This is a genomic window from Burkholderia sp. GW821-FHT14F03, assembly GCF_058803765.1.
Genome location: NZ_JBXAPG010000003.1, coordinates 135909 through 152892, shown reverse-complemented (window position 1 = coordinate 152892; position 16984 = coordinate 135909). Strand labels below are relative to the sequence as shown.

The 16984-nt window shown below is 68.7% G+C and carries 15 protein-coding genes; 9 read left to right on the top strand and 6 right to left on the bottom strand.

The features are described 5' to 3' along the window. Nucleotides 1-7 precede the first annotated feature (7 nt). A complete protein-coding gene (locus tag AC1RQF_RS03320; RefSeq protein ID WP_274003771.1) occupies nt 8-262 on the bottom strand; it encodes a hypothetical protein in 255 nt (84 codons plus the stop codon). A gap of 559 nt (nt 263-821) precedes the next feature. On the opposite strand from AC1RQF_RS03320, the gene AC1RQF_RS03315 reads away from it, so the two are divergent. From AC1RQF_RS03315 to AC1RQF_RS03305, 3 genes are read left to right on the top strand one after another with little or no spacing between them, the layout of a single operon-like run. Beyond that, on the top strand, nt 822-2960 hold the full coding sequence (locus AC1RQF_RS03315; protein WP_274003769.1) for a TonB-dependent siderophore receptor: 2139 nt from the start codon (nt 822-824) through the stop codon (nt 2958-2960). A gap of 1 nt (nt 2961) precedes the next feature. Then, nucleotides 2962-4086, top strand: coding sequence for a FecCD family ABC transporter permease (locus tag AC1RQF_RS03310; protein WP_274003766.1), 1125 nt, complete (start codon nt 2962-2964; stop codon nt 4084-4086). Then, entirely contained in the window at nt 4083-4895 is an 813-nt protein-coding gene (locus AC1RQF_RS03305) for an ABC transporter ATP-binding protein (RefSeq protein ID WP_492871320.1), read from the top strand. Before AC1RQF_RS03310 ends, AC1RQF_RS03305 begins: the two co-directional genes overlap by 4 nt. Before the next feature lie 17 nt (nt 4896-4912). Here AC1RQF_RS03305 and AC1RQF_RS03300 read toward each other — a convergent pair whose 3' ends face one another. Further along, complete coding sequence (locus AC1RQF_RS03300; RefSeq protein ID WP_492871319.1) at nt 4913-5572, bottom strand: TetR/AcrR family transcriptional regulator; 660 nt, start codon at nt 5570-5572, stop codon at nt 4913-4915. Nucleotides 5573-5739: 167 nt separating this feature from the next. Continuing rightward, complete coding sequence (locus AC1RQF_RS03295) at nt 5740-7146, bottom strand: MFS transporter (protein ID WP_274003759.1); 1407 nt, start codon at nt 7144-7146, stop codon at nt 5740-5742. 574 nt (nt 7147-7720) lie between these two features. On the opposite strand from AC1RQF_RS03295, the gene AC1RQF_RS03290 reads away from it, so the two are divergent. Both AC1RQF_RS03290 and AC1RQF_RS03285 read left to right on the top strand, forming a co-directional pair. Then, a complete protein-coding gene (locus AC1RQF_RS03290) occupies nt 7721-8521 on the top strand; it encodes a pyrroline-5-carboxylate reductase family protein (RefSeq protein ID WP_492871318.1) in 801 nt (266 codons plus the stop codon). Nucleotides 8522-8762: 241 nt separating this feature from the next. Beyond that, nucleotides 8763-10262: a DHA2 family efflux MFS transporter permease subunit gene (locus AC1RQF_RS03285; protein ID WP_274003756.1), complete on the top strand. Its 1500-nt coding sequence runs from the start codon at nt 8763-8765 to the stop codon at nt 10260-10262. Nucleotides 10263-10642: 380 nt separating this feature from the next. Here AC1RQF_RS03285 and AC1RQF_RS03280 read toward each other — a convergent pair whose 3' ends face one another. Next, nucleotides 10643-11521 (bottom strand): MBL fold metallo-hydrolase, encoded by an 879-nt coding sequence (locus AC1RQF_RS03280; protein ID WP_274003755.1) that lies wholly within the window; start codon nt 11519-11521, stop codon nt 10643-10645. Between the two features lie 184 nt (nt 11522-11705). Between AC1RQF_RS03280 and AC1RQF_RS03275 the strand changes: the two genes are divergently transcribed. Beyond that, on the top strand, nt 11706-12170 hold the full coding sequence (locus AC1RQF_RS03275) for a hypothetical protein (RefSeq protein ID WP_492871317.1): 465 nt from the start codon (nt 11706-11708) through the stop codon (nt 12168-12170). A 396-nt stretch (nt 12171-12566) separates the two neighbouring features. Beyond that, nucleotides 12567-14087, top strand: a complete 1521-nt coding sequence (locus AC1RQF_RS03270) for an agmatine deiminase family protein (protein ID WP_492871316.1) — start codon at nt 12567-12569, stop codon at nt 14085-14087. A gap of 37 nt (nt 14088-14124) precedes the next feature. Here the strand turns inward: AC1RQF_RS03270 and AC1RQF_RS03265 are convergent, their stop codons facing one another. Beyond that, a complete protein-coding gene (locus AC1RQF_RS03265) occupies nt 14125-15045 on the bottom strand; it encodes a LysR family transcriptional regulator (RefSeq protein ID WP_492871315.1) in 921 nt (306 codons plus the stop codon). 104 nt (nt 15046-15149) lie between these two features. On the opposite strand from AC1RQF_RS03265, the gene AC1RQF_RS03260 reads away from it, so the two are divergent. After that, nucleotides 15150-15740 (top strand): extracellular solute-binding protein, encoded by a 591-nt coding sequence (locus tag AC1RQF_RS03260; RefSeq protein WP_492871314.1) that lies wholly within the window; start codon nt 15150-15152, stop codon nt 15738-15740. Then, a complete protein-coding gene (locus AC1RQF_RS03255) occupies nt 15740-16219 on the top strand; it encodes an extracellular solute-binding protein (protein ID WP_492871313.1) in 480 nt (159 codons plus the stop codon). The genes AC1RQF_RS03260 and AC1RQF_RS03255 overlap by 1 nt, the downstream gene beginning before the upstream one ends. Nucleotides 16220-16232: 13 nt before the next feature. Here the strand turns inward: AC1RQF_RS03255 and AC1RQF_RS03250 are convergent, their stop codons facing one another. Beyond that, the gene (locus tag AC1RQF_RS03250) at nt 16233-16808 is read right to left on the bottom strand and encodes a flavin reductase family protein (protein ID WP_492871312.1); all 576 of its coding nucleotides are present in this window, start codon (nt 16806-16808) and stop codon (nt 16233-16235) included. Nucleotides 16809-16984: the final 176 nt, after the last annotated feature.

Below are 16984 nucleotides of genomic sequence, written 5' to 3'. Positions count from 1 at the left end.
GCTGCGCTCATCGCGCGGCTCCGGTGCTGTCGGCCGTGGCCGACGCGATCAGCCGTTCCAGTTCTTCCAGCGTGTGATCGTGCTTGTCCCACAGCGAGAAGCCCGTGCATCCCGCTTGCTCCAGACGCAATTGCAGATCCAGGGTCTCCGCCGAACTCAGGCCCAGATCCGCCCGGAGTTGCCAGTCGCATTCCGCCGACTCGAGCAGCCCGGAGGGCAGTCCGATCTCTGTCAGCAGGCCGATGATGCGCGTCGAAGCCATCCGATCATCTCCATATCCGATGTAATAGGAATGATTATTATTAAGCGTTGACCGCCGGTCGGTCAATAGAAATCCGTTAGAAAGTTTGCATGTAAGGATTCGATTGACAGAAATCTCTCGGATAACGCAATATTTTCGGCCGTCGCGGGGCTGTGCTCTCGATAGACGAGACGCTTACACGGGGAGCTGGCCGGGCCGTTTCCCGAGCCCGGGACACATGCGGCGCGTCACGGCGTGTCTTGTCTTTGAAATGAAAATGGTTATCATTACATTCGACCGATGGTCGGTCAATGGAAAGATCCGACCGATCGTTCACCTCATCCATCCACCCGACTGACCCGCGCGGCCTGCTCCGCCGGCCCGCGGTTGATGGCGTTTTCATCGGCTGCGGGGCAGGGCGGGGGCGCGTCGAGGCGCGCTCCGTCCGCGCCTCTTCGACGCGGAACAGGACAGACGGACACACATGCACCAAGGTTTTCGGACGCGGCCCCAGCGGCCGCGCGGGGGGCGGTCGCGGCTTGGGCCCACGGTCGCGCGCCGGCGTTTCGCGCTCTCGGTGATGCTGGCGGCGTGCACGCACGCCACCGGCGCGTGGGCGCAGGACGAGAGCGGCGGCGACACGCTGCCCGCGATCGCCGTGACGGACAAGCAGGGCGACGACGGCAACGGTTCGGTGCGCGGCTATGTCGCAGCCGAGGCGAGCGTCGGCAATCGGGGCCGGGCGTCGCTGATGACGACGCCGCAGTCCGTATCCGTGATCACGCGCGAACAGATCGACGAGCAGCAGGCGGCCACCACCAGCCAGGCGCTGCGCTACACCGCGGGCGTCAACAGCGAGCGCTTCGGCGGTTTCGGCTCGCAGCTGGACCTCACCCGGATCCGCGGCATCGACGCGGACTACTATCTCGACGGCCTGCGCGTGATCGGCAATCCGGGCAGCTGGCTGCCGCAGATCGACGCCTATGCGCTCGAACGGATCGAAGTGCTGCGCGGCCCCTCGTCCGCGATGTATGGGCAGGGGACGGGCGGCGGGATCGTCAATCAGGTCAGCCGGCGGCCGCGCGATACCGCGGAGCGCGAGGTGTCGGTGCAATACGGAGACGTCGATCGCGCGCATCTCGGATTCGACGCCACGGGGCCGCTGAACGCGGCGCGGACGGTGCTGTACCGGTTCACGGCGAGCGGGCTGGACAGCCATGAGCAGGTCGAGGGCATGCGCCACCGACGCCTGTATCTCGCGCCCGCCCTGACCTGGCGGATCAGCCCGAATACATCGTGGACCTGGCTGGCCGTGCATTCGCGCGAGCCGTCGATACCCGACTACAACAGCCTGCCGGCGGCGATGCTGGGGCTGAACGGCAGCCCGTATCCGCAACTGAACCGCTCGCGCAACTACACCGATCCGAACTTCCGGCAGTCGACGCGCACGCAGGATGCGCTGACGTCGATCTTCGAGCACGACTTCGGCCAGGGCTGGCGTTTCACCGGCAGCGCCCGCTACATGTATGTGTCGTCCGACCTTCAGCGCGGCGTGGTCTATGGCTACCAGCTGGTGAACGGACAGCCCTGGCTCAAGGGCTACGACGAGCTGACGCCCGCGAAGTCCAGCAGCTTCACGATGGACCATCACGTGACGGGCGAGCTGGGGCTGGGCCCGACGCGGCATGCGTTGCTGGCCGGCCTCGACTACACCACGGGCGTGCTGGACAGCGCGGTCTACAGCGTCGGGCCAGTGCCGTTCGATCCGTACGGCGCGAACTACCAGCCCGTGATCGTGCCGGATTTCAGCGCGAGCCGCGCCGCGCCGTGGAAGTCCCACCAGACCTTCACGCGCGTCGGCCTCTATGCGCAGGATCAGATCGCGTACCGGCGCTGGCTGCTGACGCTGAGCGCGCGGCACGACTGGTCGAGGAGCGACGACGCCACCCAGAGCTATTCGCCGGCGGTGCGCGAGACGCGCCAGCGCGACGGGAAATGGAGCGGGCGCGCGGGGCTCAGCTATCAGTTCGACGCCGGGCTGATGGCCTATGGGAGCTACGCGACCTCGTTCGATCCGCTCGTCGGCAGCGACTACAAGGGCGACGCGTTCGTGCCCGTCGAGGCGCGGCAGGCCGAACTCGGCGTCAAGTTCCATCCCGCCGGCTCGCACGTGCTGCTGACCGCCGCGCTCTTCGATCTCCAGCAGACCAACGTCAAGACCGCGGATGTCGACCACCTCGGCTTCAACAACCAGACCGGCGAGATCCGCACGCGCGGCTTCGATCTGTCGGCGACGATGGAACTGCTGCCGCGCCTGAACCTGATCGCGAGCTACACCTACCTGAGCAGCCGGGTCGCTGCCGATCCGCTCTACGCCGGCAAGCGGCCGGCGCAAACGCCGCGTCACAGCGCGAGCGCGTGGCTCGACTACCGGCTGCGCGGCGTGCTGGCGGGGCTGCGGCTCGGCGGCGGCGTGCGCTACCTCGGCGCGACCTGGGGGGATCCGGGCAATACCTTCCGCGTGCCGTCGGTCACCTTGTTCGATCTTGCCGCGAGCTACGACGTCGGGCAGCTCCTGGGGCCGACGCAGGACGCGACCCTGGCGCTCAACATCAGCAACCTGACCAACCGGACCTATGTCGCGAGCTGCACGTCGGCGATGTACTGCTTCATCGGCCAGGACCGGGTGGCGACGGTGACCTTTACCTATCGGTGGTGACATGAAGCGAATCACGGAAGCGCAGGCGTGGCGGCCGTATGCGGACGACGCAGGGCGCGACGCGGGGCCGGCCGCGGGCGCGTCGGCGGTGACGGAGGCGGCGCGCGCGCTGTACGGCGCATCGGTGCGGCGACGCGGCGCCTGGCTGGTCGCGCTCGCGCTGCTCGCGCTGCTCTGCGGGCTCACGGATCTGTCGGTCGGGTATGCGCCGTACCGGCCGGCCGAGGTGCTCGATGCGCTGTGGAATCCGCATGCGCCCGTCGCGCTGCGCGTGATCGTGCGCGACCTGCGTCTGCCGGTGGCGCTGACCGCGTGGCTGGTGGGCGCCTGCCTGTCGGTGGCCGGCGTGCAGATGCAGACCGTGCTGAACAATCCGCTCGCGAGCCCTTTCACGCTGGGCGTGTCGGCGGCGGCCGGCTTCGGCGCGGCGCTGGGGCTCGTGCTCGGGGTGAGCGTGCTGCCGGCCGCGCTGGTCGCGTACGCGGTGCCCGTCAACGCGTTCCTGGTCGCGATGGGATCGGTGCTGCTGATCGACCGCCTGAGCCGGCGGCGCGGCATGAGCAGCGAACTGATCGTGCTGCTGGGCACGACGCTCGTGTTCACCTTCACCGCGCTGTTGCAGGCGTTGCAGTACGTCGCGCCCGATCAGGCGCTGGCGGCCGTGGTGTTCTGGACCATGGGGAGCCTGGCCCGCGCCGACGGCCCCAGGCTCGCGATCATGGCCGGCGCGCTGCTGCTGGCCTGCATCGTGTTCGTGCGCCGGGCGTGGGCCTTGACCGCGCTGCGGCTCGGCGAGGCGCGCGCGAGCGCATTGGGGATTCCGGTCGCGCGCCTGCGCTTGCAGACCATCGTGCTGAGCGGGCTGCTGGCGTCGGTGTGCGTCGCCTTTGTCGGCACGATCGGCTTCATCGGGCTGGTCGGGCCGCATATCGCGCGCATGCTGGTGGGCGAGGACCAGCGTTTCCTGCTGCCCGCCGCCGCGCTGTGCGGCGCGGTGCTGCTGTCGGCCGCCTCGGTGGCGAGCAAGGTCGCGGTGCCGGGGCAGGCCGTGCCGATCGGCATCGTCACCGCGCTGGTCGGAGTGCCGCTGTTCTTCGTGCTGATTCTGCGGAAGGGGCGCGCGTGACCGGACTTCTGCATCTCGACGAGGTGGGCGCCGCGCTGGGCGGGCGCGACGTGCTGCGCGGCGTGTGCCTCGGGCCGTTGCGGCCCGGCAGCGTGACCGCGCTCCTGGGGGCCAACGCGGCGGGCAAATCGACGCTGCTGCGCCGGATCGCGGGCGAACTGGACGGGCCGGGGCGGGTGCTCGCGGCCGGCCGGCCGGCGCTGAGCTGGCCCGCGCAACACCCGAACCGGCCGGCTTTCGTGCCGCAGGACATCTTCGGCGGCGCGAGCCTGACGGTGCTCGAGGCCGTGCTGCTCGGCGCGAAGCAGCAGGGGGCGTGGCGCGTCGCGCGGCGGGAACTCGACGCGGTCTCGGCCTGGCTGCGCCTGTTGCAGATCGATGCGCTGGCCGGCCGCGAGCTGCGTGCGCTGAGCGGCGGGCAGCGGCAACTGGTGTCGATTGCGCAGGCGCTCGCGCGCGAGCCGCGCATCGTGCTGCTCGACGAGCCGACCAGCGCGCTCGACCTGCATCGGCAATTCGAGCTGCTGGCGCTGCTGCGCCGGCTCGCGCACGAGCACGGCTTATGCCTGCTGATGGCGATCCACGACCTCAACCATGCGCTGCGCTTCGCCGACCATGCGGCGATCCTGCACGAAGGCCGCATCGTCGCGTTCGGTGCGCCGGCGGAGGTCGTGACCCCGGAGATCCTCGCGCGCGTCTATCGCGTGCACGCCCGGGTCGAGCGGTGCAGCCGGGGCCTGACGCACGTGATCGTCGACGCGGGCGTGGCGTCGACACCCGCGGAGGCCGCGGTCCGGCCCGCCGCGTGAGGCGCGCGGCGATGCGGTCAGCGCGAACGGCGGCGCGGCTTGGCGGCCGGGGCTTCCTCGCTGACGCCGACCATGCGCAGGCACACGGCGGTGACATCGCGCGCGAACGCGGCGCTGTCGGTGTCTCGCGCGGCGATCGCGTCGTCGGTGACGCCGTGCACGCCCGTGTAGATCAGGAGCGCGGTGATGCGGGGCTGCGCCAGCTGCCACACGCCGGCCCGCGCGCCGCCGTCGAGAATGCCTTGCAGCTGGTCGAGGATCGCGTTCTTCTCCGGATTGCTGCGGTCGTGGTGATGATGGTTGGTGTAGACGATATCGTGGGTGCGATAGGTCTCGATGTAGGCCTCGATGCTGGTGCGGATCCAGGTGCATAGCCGACCTAACCAGTCGTCCGGGGCGCAGGCGTCGACGGTTTGCTCCAGGCGGCTCAGGTATTGCGCGGTATAGCGCCGGCCCATCGCCTCCAGCAGTTCGTTCTTCGAGGCGAAGTAGTGGTAGAAGGTGCCCTTGGCCACTTCGGCCAGTTCGACGATCTCGTTGATCGTCGTGGCTTCGACGCCTTTCTCCAGGAACAGCTTTTCGGCGGCCGCCATCAATTCGTCCAACCGTACTTCGGCCGGCTTGGTGCGGGGGGGCTTGGGCGTTTCCTGCCCGCGCTGGCTGGTTTTGTGTCTCATCGTGCTGTTAAGAAAGCGGGTGTGCGAAAGTCAGGAGTCTAGGCCATGACGATAGTGCCACCAATGGTTTCATATTTGACCGACCATCGGTCGAATGTGGGATGCGGCGCAAAAAGCGAATTGTTACTGTGCGTTACGGTACGGCCGGGCGGCGCCGGACGGGGTGTTCAGGCCTGCTGCGCGGGGGCCGCCATCCTGAGCAGCAGGCGGCTCGCGACGGCGGCCGCGCCCACGTTGAACAGCATGCTGTAGACAAACGCGCTTTGCAGCTGCGCGAACATGGGCAGATCCGCCAATTTTTCCAGTGTCAATTGCATGATCGTGCTGACCGCGGTGACGCCGAAGGCTGCGCCCACCTGTTGCAGGGTGGAGAGCACGCCGGCCGCCATGCCCGCGAAGCTGTCCCGCACGTTGGCGAGGACGATGTTGAGCATCGGGGTCATGACCATGCCTTGCGTGAGGCCCAGCATGAACAGCACCGGCAGCAGACGCCAGGGCGACTGCTGGATGGGAAGATACCGCACCGCCAGGATCAGGGCCGCGAAGCTCGCGGCATAGGCGGCCGCGCCGACGAACACGCAGCGCGGGCCGTGGCGATGGATCAGCTTCGGCATCAGCAGCGACGAGACCGAGAAGCCGACGCTCGTCGCCACGTAGACCATGCCCGCCTGGAACGGGCTCAGCTTCAACCCCGACTGGAGCAGGATCGAGAATGCCAGCGTGAACGAGCCGGCGGTCGCGTAGATGCACATGACCAGCAGGGAACCCTTGACGAACGACGCGTCCTGCAGGAGCGCCATGTCGATCAGCGGGGTGCGGCCGAGGCGCGCATAGCGGGATTCGTGCAGCGTGAACCCATACAGCGTGCCGAGACCGGCCAGCAGCAGCGCGTAGCTCCTGAAGTCCCAGCCCCACGCCGAAATCATCAGCAGGGGCAGCAGCGCAGCCGAGATGCCCACGCTCGACAGGATCACGCCGCCCCAGTCGATGGACTGGCCGCGCGCGGGCGAGGTGCCGCGCAGGGCGCGGGAGAAGTACAGCGCCACGATGCCGATCGGGAGGTTGATGAAGAAGATGCTGCGCCACTGCAGGTCGAGGAGGTTGAGGGAGATCAGCAGGCCGCCCAGCACTTGCCCCGCGACGGCGGCGAGCCCGAGCGTCATGCCCAGGTAGGCGAAGGCCCGGCCCGCGCCGGCCGCGTCGAAATCCGAGCGGATGCTGGCGTAGATCTGCGGGAACAGCAAGGCCGCGGACAAGCCTTGCAGGAAACGCGCGGCGATCAGGCATTCCGCGTTCGGGGAGAGTCCGCAGAAGATCGACGAGACCGTGAAGCACACCATGCCGATCCGGTAGGTGCGGCGGCGCCCCCACAGATCGCCGAGCCTGCCGCCCGTAATGAGCAGGAGACCGAACGACAGTTCGTAGGCGACGATGATCATCGTCAGCTGGATATAGCTGGCCTGCAGGGAATGCTCGATGTTGACGATCGCGATATTGACGACGAAAAGATCAAATATCGTCACAAAGCCTGCAAGCAGAAGGGCGAACAGCGCATACCGCTGCTGATGGATCATGAGTTCCTCGATTCGGTGATGCGTGCGCCGGAAGCCGGCCGGGCATGGCCGATCCGGGGCAGGTGGGCATTTGCGTTTAATTGACCGACGGTCAGTCGGATGCTAGGATGATAGCGACTCGCGACGATGCTGTCATCGTCGGCGTCCGGATCGCGCGGGATGAAACCGGGGTCCAGGGCGGAATCACGTGTGATGGATCGAGTTCGGTGAACAATCGCCATTATTAATATGGAGTGCAAATAAACAAGGCGGCGTTGATTCGCCAGTGTCGTCCTGGCGGGCAGGTTGAATGGGCCTGAATCAGGGCGTCGTGGCGCGCAAGCCGCGATGCGTCACTTTGCCGGGCGCGACGTGAGCCCGGCACGGTGTTCGGGCTTCGGTGCGGTTGCTTTCCTGACTCGGCGACGGGCATGCCCAAGGTTCGAGGTTCGAGGTTCAAGACGAGGCGCCTGCGCGTGTCGGAGCAGGGCGTCGCGCGTGCCGGGCGTGCCGCTGTCGATCCGTCGCTTCCCGGTGCGCCGAGCGTCCGGCTGCGAAGCCGGTTGCCAGTTCCAAAACTTCCGGAGGTGGTGGAATGATGAGCCCAAGAATCGGAATCGTAGGCGCGGGGCATTTGGGCGTCGCGATGGCGTCACGTTTGATCGCGGTCGGATTCGACCGCGGGCGCATCTGGCTCGGCCATCGCGGATCGCGGTCGTCGCATGCGATCAGCGTCGCGGCCGGCATGGCGGATCGTCTGGCGCATGTGAACGAAGTCATCCGGTATTGCGACGTGCTGCTGTATACCGTCCGCCCCGCGGACTACGCGATGATCTCCGCCTACGCGCTGCGCGACGGGCAGTCGCTCATTTCATTCCTGGCCGGCGTGCCGCTCGAGAAACTGCGCGATGCCGCCGGCGGTGCCGGCTCGGTCACGCGCGCGATCATCAGCGCCCCCGACACGATTGCCTCGGGGCGGTCGCTTGGCGTGGCCTATGGCGAGGCGGATGCGCCGGCGCGCGCGCTGTTGGGCGAGATGGGCGCGCAACTGCTGGACGTGTCGTCCGAGGACAAGTTCGAGCCGGTGACGGTTCTCGGCACGTGTCTGCCGTTCATCCTGATGTACTGCGATCACCTGAGGATCACGGTCGGCGACGACGACATCGTGCACTGCGCGGCGGCGTTCGGGCTCGGCGAATGGCGCGGGATCATCGATTGGGCACAGCGCGTGAAACCCGTGACGGCAAGTGCGCAGGACCTGACGTGCTACATCGGCCGCGCCGCGACACCGGGCGGCGTGGCGGAAAGGATCATGCGCTCGCTCGAACGTCACGGCGATTTCGCGAGGACCGTCACGGAAAGCGTCGAGCACGCGAAGTCGCTGGCGTTTCCGTGAGCGATGCCTTTTCCTGAATATTCAGGAATCCGCATGTCTCGGCGCGATGAGGAAGAGGGGCGGCGTGTCGGTCGAAACAGGGTGTCCGGCCGGGCTGTCGCGCGTTGACGGCGTTGCCCGGACGTCGGGCCCGGCTTGCTCCGACTGGAACGTTGGACGGCATTCTTTTATTTTTTGATTGACCGACGGTCAGTCGAAATATAGCATGAAGACTGGTCCACGTTCCTCTCGATCTGCCGCCATGCACAGATATCGACTTCCGGCCTTGATTGCCGCCGCCTATCTCGGGACGTTCCTCGCGACGCTCGACATCAGCATCGTGAACGTCGCGCTGCCGACGCTGCAGGCCGCGTTGCATGCCGACCTCGCCGGGTTGCAGTGGGTGGTCAACGCCTACGCGATCGCGCTGTCGGCGCTGATGCTGTCGGCGGGGCCGCTCGGCGATCGCTACGGTCACAAGCGGGTGTGGCTCGGCAGCGTGCTGCTGTTCGTGTTCGGCTCGGTGCTTTGCGCGGTTGCCGGCCGGCTCGACACCTTGCTCTGGGGGCGCGCGATCCAGGGCGTGGCCGGCGCGCTGCTGATCCCCGGCGCGATGCCGATCCTGACCCACGCGTTCCCCGAGCCCAAGCAGCGCGCCAAGGCGATCGGCGGCTGGTCGGCGTTCAGCGCGCTCGCGCTGATCTCCGGCCCGTTGCTCGGCGGCCTGCTGGTCGAGCATGTCGGCTGGGAAAGCGTCTTCCTCGTGAACGTGCCGTTCGGGATCGTGGCCGTGCTGCTCGGCGCTTGGGGCATTCCCGAGCGCAAGCATCCCGATCATGCGGCGTTCGATCCGCTGGGGCAGGTGCTGAGCATGGTGTGGCTCGGCATGCTCAGCTACGGCCTGATCGAGATCGGCGAGCACGGGGCCGCGCCCGACAAGGTGCTGATGCCGCTGGGTATCGCGGGCGTCGGCTTCATCGCGTTCGTGTGGGTGGAGCTGCGCGTCAGGCGTCCGCTGCTGCCGGTCGAGCTGTTCCGCAACCGCACGCTGGTGCTCGCCAATCTCGCTTCGTTCGCGCTGGGTTTCTCGGGGTACAGCAGCCTGTTCTTCATGTCGCTGTTCCTGCAACAGGCGCAGGGAAATGCGCCCGCGCTCGCGGGTTGGCATCTGATGCCGCAGTTCGTCGTGACGGCCGTCGTCTCGCTGCTGTTCGGCCGGTTCGCCGCGCGTTTTTCCCTGAAGGCGCTGATGGTCGCGGGATATGGCCTCGTCGGGGCGGCGCTGTGCGCGATGGCGTGCTTCAGCCCGTCGACGGCCTATCCGACGATCGGCGCGGTGCTGGCGGTCCTGGGCCTGGGCATGGGCCTCGCGGTGCCGGGCACCGGCATGCTGGTGATGGGGCATGCGCCCGCGCCGCGCGCGGGGATCGCGTCGGCCACGATGAACGCGTTGCGCCAGACCGGCATGAGCCTCGGGATCGCGATACTCGGGAGCGCGATGAGCCTGCATGCGGTCAGCGCGATGACGCTGTCGGCGGGCGCGGCCGGCGCGCCCGATGCCGCCGGGCTGGCGCGGCGCGCGGTCGTCAATCATGCGCTGCCGGCCGGACAGCCCTGGATCGCGGATCTCTATCGGGCCGCGATGGCCAACGGGTTCACGCTCGCGATGCTGTGCGCCGGGCTGGTGTGCCTGTCGACGGCGTGCGCGTTGTTCCTCTTCCACGCCGAGCAGACCGCGCCGCGTGGGGTTGCGGCAACCTGAGCGCGGCGCTTGGGCGCGGCCGCCTTGCCATGACGCTGTCGTGGCCGGCCCGGCGGATGGTTTGCGAGTGATTGCGCTGCGCGGAGGCATCGACGCTCGGCTTCGACCGCGGCATGTTCTCGTGATCGCCGCATCCGCCCGTGCGCGGGAACCGCGCCGCAACCGAGGTGCTGTCGTTATTTCGCGCGATGGCGCAGCGGACGCGGCCCGAGGCAGCGGCCCTGAGGGCGAGACCCTGAGGGCGAAACCCTGAGGGCGAAACCCCGAGGACGAAACCCCGAGGACGAAACCCCGAGGACGAAACCCCGAGGGCGAAACCCCGAGGACGAAACCCCGAGGGCGAAACCCCGAGGGCGAAACCCCGAGGGCGAAACCCCGCGTCAGTCCCCGAGCGCGCGGTAGCGGAATCGCTCGCCATCACGCTCGACCCGCCCGCCCGACTTGAAATGGGCGGGGAACAGCACGATGTCGGTGCCGGCGAGTTCGTGCAGGAGCGCGGTGCGGACCTGCGCCGCGAGCGCGCCGTCCCAGTCGAAATAGAAGTGGACGTCGGGGCGCACGAACTGGATCGGATGATGCAGCACGTCGCCCGAGAACAGCGCGGTCGGGCCGCCGCTGCACGCGTGCAGCATGCAGTTGCCGGGCGAGTGGCCGAACGCCGGGCGCAGCCACAGGCCGTTGCCGACCTTGCCGAGCAGCACTTCGTCGCCTTCCACGAGATCGGCCTGGCCCGCGTCGATGACCGGCAGCACGGAATCGAGCCACGGCTCGCGGTCGAAAACCGGGGCGTCGGGGCGTCCGATGTGCTCGACGTCGCGGCGGCCCATCACGTAGCGCGCATTCGGGAAGGTCGGCACCCACCGGCCATTGTCGAGCCGCGTGTTCCAGCCGACGTGATCGACGTGCAGATGCGTGCACATCACCATGTCGATGTCTTCCGGCGCGACGCCGGCGGCATTCAGCCGGTCGAGCCAGGGCGTGTTCAGCCGGTGCACGAAGTCGAGCGAGCGGTCCTTGTCGTTGCCGTTGCAACTGTCGATCAGGATCGTCTTGCCGCCGATCCGGACGAGGTAGCTGTGCACGCTCATTCCGCAATGCGCGTGCGCGGGGTCGGGCGACAGCGCGTCGTCCCAGTACCAGCGTTTCAGGTGTGCGAGATCGGCGGCCGTCACGCCAGGGAAGTAGGTTTCGACGGGAAGATTCATCTCCATCTCGATGATTTTCCGAACCGCGAGATCGCCCAGCATGATTGGCTGCATGTTGCCTGTCTCCTGTTATGTGCCGCGATGGGGCGACTTCGCCCGGCGGGCGTGGGGAACGTGCTGCTGCTACGGATGCGGATTGCGAGGCGCTGCTTCGCGCGGGGAGGCGGGCGCGGGACGGCGCAGGCGGGAACGGCGGAGGCGCGGGGTGAATCCGTGCCGGTTTCGGCAATCATCATACATGTGGCGCGGCATGGTCGGCTGCGGTACGGTGCATGGCGGCGGGCAAGGACGCCGGGGCGCCGGACGGAGCGGGCGGACCGCGTCGCGCACGGTGTCCGGGCGGTTCGTCGCCGGTGCGGCGACACGCGCGAAGCGCATCCGCATTCCCCCATTCATTTCCCGAATCCATTTCCTGCCCAAGAAGCCGGGAACGCATCTCTGCCCGGAACTCGACGCGCTGCTGCGCCATGGACTGCGGTGCGGCAACACCCTGGGCGACGGCCCCGTATATGCCGACTGGCCGGTGAGGGGCGCGGTGTTCGCGGCCTTGCGCCAGGCGCTCGACCGCGCCTCCGTCGCACGGTTTCCGCAGGGGCGGCACACGATCTGCGATGACCCTCGCTATGGCTGGCACGACGCGTGCCGCTGCCTTCTGCGCGGCGACCTGCTGGCGGCGGGGCAGACGAGGCCGCCGGTGGCGTGAGACGCGCGCGGTGCCGGCGCCGGGACGTCGGCAGCCGCCGACGCTTGCCGGCGACCATGACCGATGCCGCCCCTTTTCTCCCCGTATATCCCGATCTCGATGAGTCAAGATATGAGAAAACCTGATCAATTGAGGCAAGAAATATAAATATACGTCACGCTTGATGGCTGGCACCATGTGCGCGCTTCCGGGATAGTTCGTCATGCCAATGGTGTGACATGAATCGGTGGAAGCCGCGCGCAGCGGGGCCGGATGCCGGCGACGCGACCGCCCGCTCCGATGCGGCGGTCCGGCGCTCCGGCGGTCCCACCCGGCCCCGCGGCGCGGATCACGCAAACGGCGTGCGCGGGTCCAACGGCGCGCGCTGTCACGATGAAAGGCTGAACAATGGACGACATGAACAAGCAAGCACCTCACCCGGACGCACGCACGCCGTCGCGCACGCGCCGGCAATTCATCGGCGGGGCGGCGACGCTGGCCGGCGCCGGCTTCGCCGGCATCCTGACGGGCTGCCTCGGCGGCGGCCAGGATGCCCAGGCCGCGACCGGGTCGGGGGCGTCGTCCAGCAGCACGGCCACCGCCGCGCGCCCGGCCTACCTGATGCCGAGCGAGGATGCGCCGCATGCGGCCACCTGCATGGCGTTCGCGTCGGCCGAAGCGGGCATCTGGACGCCCGTGACGTCGAGCAGCACCAACGCCGGCATCGATCGCGTGCAATCCGACCTGATGGACGTGGCGAAGGCGGTCGGCGCCTATGAGCCGGTATCGATGCTGGTGCTGCCGTCCGATCTCGCGATCGCGCGCAGGCTGCTCGCCGCGCCGAGCGACGCGAATCCCGACCTGCACGCGAAGTACCAGGCGCGACCGGCCGGGACGGGTGGCGTCACGCTGGTGCCGCTCGCCGACGGCTTCGACGATTTCTGGACCCGCGACACCGGCTGCGTGTTCGTCAAGGCGCGCGAGAAGGGCGGCGCGGCGCACGCGGTGGATTTCAATTTCAACGGCTGGGGCAACGCGAACACGGACGGCCTGATCTCGACGGGCGGGCGGCTGCGCCGCACGTCCGACGTGCCCGGGGCGGCGCTCGCCGGCAGCAATCGTTCGAAGGCGGGGGTGTTCTACCAGCCGTTCGCCAACGATCGCAGGCTGGCTGCCTGGATGGCGGCCCGGCACGGCGCGCCGCTGATCCGCAGCACGCTGACGCTCGAGGGCGGCGCGATCGAGGCCGACGGCGAAGGGACCGCGATCCTCACGGAATCGTCGGTGCTGCACGTGAACCGCAATCCGCAGCTGTTCCGCATTCCGGGCGGCGACGTGCGCCGCGCGACGCTGCTGCCGACCGCACGCGACACGGTGCGGCTCGAACTGCAGCGCACGCTCGGCATCGACAAGATCATCTGGCTGCCGGGGACGGCGATCTACCCGCGCGGCTGCGGCGCGGGCGCGGCGCCCGGCGCGGCGACGCCGGACGTGGAAACCGACATCACGAACGGTCACGCCGATTTCTACGCGAAGTTCATCGCGCCCGGGGTCGTGGCCTATGCGTCCGATCCCGCCAACGCCACGGGCGAGCGCGCGCTGATGCGCGAGAACCTGAAGCACCTGACCGGCCAGACCGACGCCGCCGGGCGCACGCTGCGGCTCGTCGAGCTGGCGGCGCCGGCCGATTACGGCATGTCGGGCGACGTCGAGCTGAATCGCAGCCAGATGTCGAACTTCGCGGCGGGCTACATCAACTTCTATCAGTGCAACGGCGCGTTCGTCTTGCCGAAGTTCAACGACCGGGCCGCCGACGCCGCCGCGGTGCGCGCCTTGCAGCCTTACACGGGCGGGCGGGCGATCGTCCAGGTCGACATCCTCGGCATCGCCTCGGGCGGCGGCGGGCTGCACTGCGCGACCCGCGAGGTGCCGGCTTGAGGACGCCGCGCGCCGGGCGGCCGGCGCGCGGCGCGCGTCATGCGTGGTCCGCCGGCGCGGCCTCCACCGCCGGCGGCGCGCCGTTTCCCTGCGCGCACAGCCAGTCGAACGCAGCGGCTACCGCCCGCGAGCGCGGCGTCTTCGCGACCCGCGAGATCCACCATGCCGCGCCGGGCACGCGCGGATACCCGGGCAGCACCGCGAGCCGCCCCCGGTCGATTTCATCCTGAACCAGCAGGCGCGGCAGGCAGGCGAGGCCGTGGCCGCGCAGCACCGCGTCGAGCGCGAGGCGCTGGTCGTCGTAGATGGTCTTGTTGCCGAACGTGGCGAGCTGCTCGCGCAGGATGGCCGCCGTGTCCTCGCGGACGATGTCCTCTTCCAGGCAGACGAGATCCGCGTGCGCATGGTGTTCTGCGACCGGCACGCCGGTGAGCCGCGCGGCCAGCGCGGGCGCGCACACGGTCACCCGTTCGTCGTCGAGGAAGGGAATTTCGAGCAGTCCGGGCTGCATGAGCGGGCGCTGGCCGATCGTGATGTCGACGTCGATCTCGTCGACATAGCGCGCGCTTTCATTGACCGACAGCAGCGGGCACAGCTCGGGAATCGCCGCGCGCATCGCCGCGAGGCGCGGCTGCAGCCAGCCGTGCGCCAGCGGCGCGGGACAGACCAGCACGACGAGCCCCGGCGTGAGATAGGTGCCGATGCGGCCGAGCCCGCTGCGCAGCGTTTCCAGCGAGCGCTGCACGCTTCGCTGCAACACCTCGCCGCCCACCGTCAGCTCCACGCCGCGACCGACCCGGCGAAACAGCGGCTGGCCCAGTTGTGCTTCGAGCTGATGGATCTGATGGCTGATCGCGGATTGCGACAGATGCAGCTCGTCGGCCGCGCGCGAGAAGTTGCCGTGGCGGGCGGCGGCCTCGAAGCCGATCAACAGTTTCAGCGACGGGATACGTGTCATCGAGATATGAATGAAACTGATTGATTAAGCCAAGAAAGATCAATTTTCATCAGGTTTCGATGCTAGCACAAGGGCTCATCCATCATTCATGAGGAGCGGGACCGATGAGTCGTTTCGATGCGCGTGAGGCCGGCTATCGCATGCCGGCGGAGTGGGAGCCGATGGCGGCGACCTGGCTCGCGCCCGACACGCTCAGCGCGTTCCGGAAGGAAACCGGCATCCAGGTGCGCCACGACGCCTACGACAGCGACGCGACGCTGCAGGCCAAGTTGATGACGGGCGACAGCGGCTACGACCTCGTCTGGCCGTCGAACGACGTCATGGCGCGCCAGATCCAGGCCGGCGCGTTTCGCGAACTGGACCGCCGCCGGCTGCCGAACCTGCGGCACCTCGATCCCGCGCTGCTGCGGCTCGCCGCCCAGGCCGATCCGGGCAACCGGTACGGCGTGCCGTACATGTGGGGCACCGTCGGCGTGGGCTACGATCGCGCGAAGCTGAGCGCGATCCTCGGCAAGGATCTGCCGGCCGACAGCCTGGCGCTCGTCTTCGATCCGCGCTCGCCGCGCGGATCGCCGCGCATTGCCGGATCGGCTGGCCGGACGCGGCGAGCCTCGTGCTGCCGCTCGCGCTGCGCTATCTCGGCCGCGATCCCGTGCATCCGGGCCCGGCCGATTATGCGGCGGCGGCGGAGGTGATGCTGATGAAGGTCCGGCCGTCGATCGCGGTGTTCGTCAATTCGTCGGACGCGCACGAGCTGATCGACGGCGAGCTGTGCGTGACGATCGGCTACTCGGGCGCGATCACGCTGGGCGCGGAGAAGGCGCGGCGGCTCGACGCCGCGCGCGATATCGTCCACGACCTGCCCAGGGTCGGCACGCTCATGTGGTTCGACAGCATGGCGATTCCGAAGACGGCGCGGCATCCGGACAACGCGCACCGCTTCATCGACTACATCCTGCGGCCCGACGTCGTCGCGAAGATCTCCACCGCGAGACGCTACGCGAACGCGAACCGCGATGCGCTGCGGTACATGGATCCGGCGCTCGCGCGCAATCCGCTGATCTATCCGGGCGAGACGGTGCGCCGGACGCTGTTCACGCCGGAGGCCGAGGCGCCCGCGCTGAGCCGCCTGCAAGGGCGGCTGTGGACGCGCGTGAAGGCCGCGCTGCCGTGACGCGGGCGGACGCTTACAGCGGCTTGGCCGCGACGGCGGCCGACGCCCGCACGAAGTTGCCCGCGCCGAGGTGGTGGATGGTGTGCAGCGCGGCGTTCGCCTCGTCGAAGCGCCAGCGGCCCTGGCTGAACACGCGCGCGTCGGCGGCCGCCGACACGATCTCGCCGAAGCAGGTGTCGTAGGCGTCCTCGGTGTGCGCTTCCGGGATCAGCCGGCACTCGAACCACGCGGCGCAATCGGTCTCGATCACCGGCACGCCGAGCACGGGGCCGGGCGCGGCGGCGATGCCGTAGCGCGCGAACTTGTCGAACTCGCGCCCGCTCGCGCCGCCGACCGCGTAGGTCAGGTCGATCGCCGCCGCGCCGGGCAGGCACACGCCGAACCGGCCGCTCGCGGCGATCAGCTCGCGCGTGAAGGTGCGCTTGTCGATCACGATCGCGATGCGCGGCGGCGTGAACTCGACCGGCATCGACCAGGCGGCGGCCATCACGTTGCGGCGCGCGCCGTCGGCGCTGGTGACGAGCACCGTCGGGCCGTGGTTGATCAGGCGGCTGGCGTGTTCGAGGGCGACGGGCTGGAAATGGGTCATGGCGAGGCGGGGCGGCGGCGGGTTGAACGGAGCGGGTCGATTGTATGCCGAAGCGCGCGGGCGAGCCGGCCGCGGCGGGGCCGGGCGCACATTGCAGTTCGATGAAAAAAAGTTGTCGAAAGCCTAAAGCTTCCTTTCGATCGGCCGATAACACTCGACAGACCACGGGCGATCGC

Excerpts from the sequence above, each read along its gene's own strand:
- AC1RQF_RS03285 (WP_274003756.1), top strand. The coding sequence starts at position 8,763 with ATGCACAGATATCGACTTCCGGCCTTGATTGCCGCCGCCTATCTCGGG.
- AC1RQF_RS03270 (WP_492871316.1), top strand. The coding sequence starts at position 12,567 with ATGAACAAGCAAGCACCTCACCCGGACGCACGCACGCCGTCGCGCACG.
- AC1RQF_RS03295 (WP_274003759.1), bottom strand. The coding sequence starts at position 7,146 with ATGATCCATCAGCAGCGGTATGCGCTGTTCGCCCTTCTGCTTGCAGGC.
- AC1RQF_RS03300 (WP_492871319.1), bottom strand. The coding sequence starts at position 5,572 with ATGAGACACAAAACCAGCCAGCGCGGGCAGGAAACGCCCAAGCCCCCC.
- AC1RQF_RS03275 (WP_492871317.1), top strand. The coding sequence starts at position 11,706 with ATGTGGCGCGGCATGGTCGGCTGCGGTACGGTGCATGGCGGCGGGCAA.
- AC1RQF_RS03280 (WP_274003755.1), bottom strand. The coding sequence starts at position 11,521 with ATGCAGCCAATCATGCTGGGCGATCTCGCGGTTCGGAAAATCATCGAG.
- AC1RQF_RS03255 (WP_492871313.1), top strand. The coding sequence starts at position 15,740 with ATGCTGATGAAGGTCCGGCCGTCGATCGCGGTGTTCGTCAATTCGTCG.
- AC1RQF_RS03290 (WP_492871318.1), top strand. The coding sequence starts at position 7,721 with ATGATGAGCCCAAGAATCGGAATCGTAGGCGCGGGGCATTTGGGCGTC.
- AC1RQF_RS03260 (WP_492871314.1), top strand. The coding sequence starts at position 15,150 with ATGAGTCGTTTCGATGCGCGTGAGGCCGGCTATCGCATGCCGGCGGAG.
- AC1RQF_RS03315 (WP_274003769.1), top strand. The coding sequence starts at position 822 with ATGCTGGCGGCGTGCACGCACGCCACCGGCGCGTGGGCGCAGGACGAG.
- AC1RQF_RS03250 (WP_492871312.1), bottom strand. The coding sequence starts at position 16,808 with ATGACCCATTTCCAGCCCGTCGCCCTCGAACACGCCAGCCGCCTGATC.
- AC1RQF_RS03310 (WP_274003766.1), top strand. The coding sequence starts at position 2,962 with ATGAAGCGAATCACGGAAGCGCAGGCGTGGCGGCCGTATGCGGACGAC.
- AC1RQF_RS03320 (WP_274003771.1), bottom strand. The coding sequence starts at position 262 with ATGGCTTCGACGCGCATCATCGGCCTGCTGACAGAGATCGGACTGCCC.
- AC1RQF_RS03265 (WP_492871315.1), bottom strand. The coding sequence starts at position 15,045 with ATGACACGTATCCCGTCGCTGAAACTGTTGATCGGCTTCGAGGCCGCC.